Origin of the sequence: Falsiroseomonas oryzae, assembly GCF_027856955.1 — a bacterium.
In the GTDB taxonomy this organism is placed as follows: domain Bacteria; phylum Pseudomonadota; class Alphaproteobacteria; order Acetobacterales; family Acetobacteraceae; genus Falsiroseomonas; species Falsiroseomonas oryzae.
Genome location: NZ_JAPSMD010000338.1, coordinates 1 through 5,828, shown reverse-complemented (window position 1 = coordinate 5,828; position 5,828 = coordinate 1). Strand labels below are relative to the sequence as shown.

Below are 5,828 nucleotides of genomic sequence, written 5' to 3'. Positions count from 1 at the left end.
CGGCCCGGGGGGCGCCGGCGGGGCGGGCGGCGCCGGCGGCGCCACCTCCTGCACCGCACCGTCGTAGAGCAGCCGGGTGCCGAGCCAGGCACCGCCGCCGAGCAGCAAGGCCATCAAGGGGTTCATCGCCGCGCCCAGCCCGGCGACGAGGCCGGTCGCCGCGCCGGTCACGATCGCGGCACGGTTGGTGTCGCCGGCATGGCCGCGGCGCAGCAGCCAGGTCGCCACCACCGGCAGGCCGAGGCCGAGAGCGGCCGCAACCAGGCCGGTCGGGCTGCCCTTCACGATCTCCGTCACGGAATCGAACACCAACGGCCAGGTGAACATGGGCAGCAACAGGCCGCGCGTCCCGTCGCGCAGCCGCGCATAGCCTTCGCCCATCTTCTCCCGCGCGTCGCGCCAGGGCGGCGGCAGCGGCGGCTCCCAGGGGCGGCGCTCCATCAGCGGAACAGAGCCAGGAAGCTGGCCATCCACAGCGTCAGCGTCAGCAGCGTGACGCCGAGCACGCGCCGCGCCGGCGCGGGCACGAGGTCGAGCAGCGGCTTGCGGGGTACGGGCAGGCGGTTCATGGCCGCCCTCACATCGGCCCGGCGCGTGGCGCCATCAAGGCCGTTGGGCGACCTGTCGCGGGCATGCAACCATATGCAACAGGACAGGGGCGGAGCGGCGGTGATGCGGGCAGGGCTGCGCGACGGCGTGGTGCGGGCGGCGATGGCCGAGGCGGCCGAGAGCGGCTGGTACGACCTCCGCCTGCACCGCGTGGCCGCCCGCGCCGGCATCACTCTGGCCGAGTTGCGCGGCGCCTTCCGCGACGCTGACGCCATTGCCGACGCCTGGTTCGAGGATGCGCTGGCCGCCCTGCTGGCCGTGCCGGCGGAGGAGCTGGAGGGCCTCTCCCCCGCGCGCCGCGTGGAGGCGGTGCTGATGGCGTGGTTCGCCCACCAGGCGTCGCACCGGCGTGTCGTGGGCGGGATGCTGCGTGCCAAGCTGCACCTCTCCCACCCGCATCACTGGGTGCCGGCGGTGTTCAATCTTTCGCGACTGGTCCACTGGGCCTTGGACGCGGCCCGGGTGGATGCGCACGGCTTGGCGCGGCAGGCGGAGGAGGCCGGCGCCACGCTCGCCGTGCTGCGCGCCCTGGCCGCCTTCCCGGGCGATGACGAGAGCCTGCACCGCACCGCGGCCGCGCTGCGCCGTGGCCTCGCCTTCCTGGACCGGTTGCCCCGGTGATCAGCGCCTTGGCTGTCAGCGCCGTTGGGCGCGTGGATCCAGAGCGTCGCGCAGCCCGTCGCCCACCAGGTTGAAGGCCAGCACGACCACGAAGATCGCGATGCCCGGCGCCACCGCCAGCCACGGCGCCTGGTCCAGGAATCGCTGCGCGCTGTTCAGCATGCTGCCCCAGGACGGCGCCGGCGGCTGCTGGCCGAGGCCGAGGAAGCTCAGCGAGGCCTCCGCGATGATCGCCTCCGCGATGGCCAGCGTGCCCTGCACCAGCAGCGGCGGGACGATGTTCGGCAGCACATGCACCAGCGCCGTGCGCCAGGGCGGATTGCCCAGCGCGCGCGCGGCCTCCACCCAGTCCGTGGACTTCGCCTCCAGCGCCATGCCGCGGGCCAGCCGCACGAAGACCGGGCTCGCGGTGATCGCGATGGCGAGCATCGCGTTCTCCAGGGCGGGCCCCAGGAAGGCGGCCAGCGCGATCGCCAGGATCAGGAAGGGCACGGAGAGCATCGCATCGGCGATGCGCGAGAGCGTGGCATCCACCCAGCCGCCCGACAGCCCCGCCAGCAGCCCGATCGGCACGCCGATCGCGACCGCGCCGAGCACCGAGACGACGCCGGCCATCAGCGAGGCCCGCGCGCCCCAGATGAGGCGGGAGAGCACGTCGCGCCCGTTCTCGTCCGTGCCGAACCAGTGCTCGGCCGAGGGCGGCTTGCGGATGCGGGCCCAGCTCGTCTCGATCGGGTCGTAGGGCGCGATCCAGGGCGCAAGCAGCGCGACCAGGATGAAGCCAACCACCACCACCAGGCCGAACACCGCGAGCCGGTGGCGGAAGAAGCGGCGCAGCGCGCGCCGGCCCGGGCTCTCGCCGCGCTCGACGGCGACGGGGGCGGCGGTCGCGCCGATGCGGCGCGCAGATGCGTCCCCGCTCATGCCTGCCTCAGCCTGGGGTTGATCGCCATGTAGAGCAGGTCGGCGACCAGGCTGAGCAGCACGAAGATCAGGGCGGTGGCCAGCACCACGCCCTGCACCACCGGATAGTCGCGGTTGAACACCGCATCCACCACCAGCTTGCCGAAGCCGGGGATGGTGAAGATCTGCTCGGTCAGCACGGCGCCGGCCAGCAGCCGGCCGAACTCGATGGTCCCGAGCGTCACCACCGGGATCAGCGCGTTGCGCAGCGCGTGCTTCCAGACCACGACCTTCTCCGCCAGCCCCTTGGCGCGCGCGGTGCGGACGTAGTCCTGGCTGAGCGCCGTCAGCATCGCGGCGCGGGTGTGGCGCATCAGCACGCTGGCGACGCCGGTGCCCAGCACGAAGGCCGGCATGATGGTGGTGGCAAGCGACTGCACCGGGTCCTCCCACAGCGGCACGTAGCCCGAGGGCGGCAGCCAGCCCAGCTCCACGCTGAACAGCAGGATCATCATGATGCCCAGCCAGAAATTCGGCATGGAGATGCCGAACAGCGCGACGCCGTTCGCCGCCCAGTCCGTCGGCGTGTCGCGCCGCGTGGCCGAAAGGATGCCCGCCGGCACGCCGATCACCACGCCGATCAGGAACGCCATCGTGGCCAGCTGCGCGGTGACCGGCAGCTTTTCCAGGATCAGGTCGGAGACCGGCATGCGGATGCGCCAGGACCAGCCGAAATCGCCCTGCAGCACGTTGCCAATCCAGAACAGATACTGGTCCCAGATGGGCCGGTCCAGCCGCAGCTCCTCGCGGATCTGCTGGAGCACGACGGGATCGCCGCGCTCCTCGCCGGCCAGGATGATCGCGGGGTCGCCGGGCATCAGCTGCTGCAGCCCGAAGACCATGAAGGAGAGGATGACGAGCGTGGGCACGATCTGCCCCAGCCGTCGCAGCAGCCAGCCGGCCATGTCGTCCCCCTCTCCCCGGTTCCTCCGGCTACTGGATCCTCAAGTCCTGGATGCGGATGAGGCCGTCCGGGATCGGGCGGAAGCCCTGCAGCCGCGCGCTGTGCGCCACGATCTGCTTGCGGTGCCACAGATACATCCGGTGCCGGTCCTGGCGCAGCGCGATGGTCCAGACCTGCGCGTAGAGCTCGCGCCGCTTCTCGGCATCGGTCTCCACCCGCGCAGCGTTCAGCAGCCGGTCCACCTCGGGGTTGGAGTACTTCCCGTCGTTCTGCGGGCCCTGGCTGTGGATGAAGGTCCAGGTGTTGCCGTCCGGATCGACGCGGCCGGACCAGGCCAGCAGGTAGGTCTCGAACTCGCCGCGCACCGCCGCCTGCAGCGAGGAGGCGAACTCCATCGCGTTGATGCGCAGGTCGAAGCCGGCCTCGCGCACCATGGCCTGGATCACCTCCGCGGCCTGGCGCAGGTCGGGGTTGTTCGGCACGGTCATCTCGACCGGCAGCGGCGTGCGCACGCCGGCCTCGGCCAGCAGCTGCCGCGCGCGGGCCACGTTGCGCGGCTCCGGCTGGAAGTTGCGGACGTGATAGGGGTTGGCCGGCGGCAGAGGCTGGGCGGTCAGGGTGTGCACGCCCTCGAAGACCACCTGGTTCACCGCAGCGCGGTCGATCGCCAGCTCGAAGGCCTCGCGGATGCGGGGGTTCTGCCCGAAGGGCGTCTGCGCGCGCGCGCCGTTGCCGATGTTGAAGGTGATGCCCTGGTAGCCGAGCTCGTCCGTCATCGTCACGCGCAGCCGGTTGTTGCGCTGCACGGTGCGCACGTCATTCGCCTCGATCTCCACCAGATCCAGCGCGCCGGACTGCAGGTTGGCCAGGCGCACATTGCCGTCGGGGATCGGCAGGTAGGAGACGCGCTGCACATGCACGCGGCCGGCATCCCAGTACTCAGGGAAGCGCTCGAGCACGATGCGGTCCTGCGCCACGCGCTCCACGAAGCGCATCGGGCCGGCGCAGACCGGGCGGTTGCCGAAGTTGCGCCCGGCAGCCTCCGCGGCCCGCGGGCTGACGATCATGCCGGCGCGGTCGGTCAGCTGGCTGACGAAGGGCGCGAAGGGCTCGCGCAGCTTCACGCGCACGGTCTGCGGATCCACCACCTCGACGGATTGCATGGAGCCGATCTCGCCGCGGCGGAAGCTGCCCTGCATGGTCAGGTGGCGGTTCAGCGAATAGGCCACACTCTCCGCCGTCATCGGCTCGCCATCGTGGAAGCGCACGCCCTGGCGCAACGTGATGGTCAGCGTCGTCGGGTCGTCCCAGCGATAGCCGGTGGCCAGCTGCGGCACGATCTCCAGCCGCTCGTTGATCTCGAACAGCTTGTCGCAAAGCCCGGCGAAGACGATGCGGCCGACGAAGGTGCGCGCCAGCGTCGGGTCCAGGATGTCCGGGTCCTCGCGCAGGCCGATGCGGAAGTTCTGCGCCTCCGCGGGCGGCGAGGCGGCCAGCGCCGCGAGGCCGATGCAGGCGGCGGCAAGGCTCTTTCGGATCATGTCGTGGCTCCCGTGTTGTTGGTCTTGCGGTCGGTGAAGAAGGCCTGCAGGCGGCGCAGACGCTCGCCGCCGGCATCGTGCTCGGCCGGCGGCACGGCGGGCGGCAGGCGGTGCTGCAGGTGGCACGCCGCGGCATGGCTGCCACCCTCCAGCGGGGGCGCCTGCTCCGTGCAGATCGCCTCGGCGAAGGGGCAGCGGGTGCGGAAGCGACAGCCGGAGGGTGGGTCGATGGGGCTCGGCACATCGCCTTCCAGCGGCACCGCCTTCACCCCCTGGCCCGGCACCGCCGCCAGCAGCGCGCGGGTGTAGGGGTGGCGCGGCGCGTGGAAGACCTGCGCGGTCGGTCCTTCCTCCACGATGCGGCCGAGATACATCACGGCCACGCGGTCCGCGATGTGGCGCACCACGCCCAGATCGTGGCTGATGAGTACGAAGGTCAGACGGAACTCGCGGATCAGGTCCTGCAGCAGGTTGATCACCTGCGCCTGCACCGAGACGTCCAGTGCGCTGACCGGTTCGTCGCCCACAATCAGCCGGGGCTGGCTGGCCAGCGCGCGGGCGATGGCGATCCGCTGGCGCTGCCCTCCGCTGAACTCGTGCGGCCAGCGACGCGCCTGCTCCGGCCGCAGGCCGACGCGCGCCATCAACTCCGCCACCCGTTCGCGTTCCTGCGCGCGGGGGACGATGCCGTGCAGGCGCAGCGGCTCCGCCACCGCCTCCTCCACGGTCATGCGCGGATCGAGGCTGGCGAAGGGGTCCTGGAAGATCAGCTGCATGTCGCGCCGCCGCCGGCGCAGCGCATCCGGCTTCAGCGCGCGCAGGTCATCGCCCATGAAGCGGATCGCGCCGCGGTCGGCCTCGATCAGCCGCAGCATGACACGCCCCAGCGTGGACTTGCCGCAGCCGCTCTCGCCCACGATGGCCAGCACCGCGCCTTCCGGCACCGAGAGCGAGACGCCGTCCACCGCGCGCACCGCGCCCTTCGCGCGGCCCAGCGCGTCCCGCACCGGGAAGGCGCGCGCGACGTCCTCAAGCTCCAGGATCGCGCTCATGCCGCCTGCCCGAGGATGCCGTCGAGCGGCGCGCGCCAGCATGCCGCGACATGCCCGGCCCCCATCGGCGCGAGCGGCGGCGGCTCGGCGCAGCGCGCCACCGCGAAGGGACAGCGCGGCGCGAAGCGGCAGCCGGGC

The 5,828-nt window shown here is 72.2% G+C and carries 7 protein-coding genes; 1 reads left to right on the top strand and 6 read right to left on the bottom strand.

Annotated elements, in window-relative coordinates; translation table 11 throughout:
* A partial coding sequence (locus OZN99_RS23645; RefSeq protein WP_270937713.1) for a hypothetical protein occupies window positions 1-441 on the bottom strand: 441 nt, incomplete at its 3' end.
* Window positions 441-569 (bottom strand): hypothetical protein, encoded by a 129-nt coding sequence (locus OZN99_RS23640; protein WP_270937712.1) that lies wholly within the window; start codon window positions 567-569, stop codon window positions 441-443. The genes OZN99_RS23645 and OZN99_RS23640, both read right to left, overlap by 1 nt.
* Before the next feature lie 103 nt (window positions 570-672).
* Between OZN99_RS23640 and OZN99_RS23635 the strand changes: the two genes are divergently transcribed.
* On the top strand, window positions 673-1,230 hold the full coding sequence (locus OZN99_RS23635; protein ID WP_270937711.1) for a hypothetical protein: 558 nt from the start codon (window positions 673-675) through the stop codon (window positions 1,228-1,230).
* A gap of 15 nt (window positions 1,231-1,245) precedes the next feature.
* On the opposite strand, the gene OZN99_RS23630 is transcribed toward OZN99_RS23635, so the two are convergent.
* Genes OZN99_RS23630 through OZN99_RS23615 form a run of 4 tightly spaced genes read right to left on the bottom strand, consistent with a single transcriptional unit; the run spans window position 1,246 to window position 5,690 of the window.
* Window positions 1,246-2,154, bottom strand: a complete 909-nt coding sequence (locus OZN99_RS23630) for an ABC transporter permease (RefSeq protein ID WP_270937710.1) — start codon at window positions 2,152-2,154, stop codon at window positions 1,246-1,248.
* Window positions 2,151-3,098, bottom strand: coding sequence for an ABC transporter permease (locus tag OZN99_RS23625; RefSeq protein WP_270937709.1), 948 nt, complete (start codon window positions 3,096-3,098; stop codon window positions 2,151-2,153). The genes OZN99_RS23630 and OZN99_RS23625 overlap by 4 nt, the downstream gene beginning before the upstream one ends.
* Window positions 3,099-3,126: 28 nt before the next feature.
* Window positions 3,127-4,638: an ABC transporter substrate-binding protein gene (locus tag OZN99_RS23620; protein ID WP_270937708.1), complete on the bottom strand. Its 1,512-nt coding sequence runs from the start codon at window positions 4,636-4,638 to the stop codon at window positions 3,127-3,129.
* Entirely contained in the window at window positions 4,635-5,690 is a 1,056-nt protein-coding gene (locus OZN99_RS23615) for an ABC transporter ATP-binding protein (RefSeq protein ID WP_270937707.1), read from the bottom strand. The genes OZN99_RS23620 and OZN99_RS23615 overlap by 4 nt, the downstream gene beginning before the upstream one ends.
* Between the last annotated feature and the right edge of the window lie 138 nt (window positions 5,691-5,828).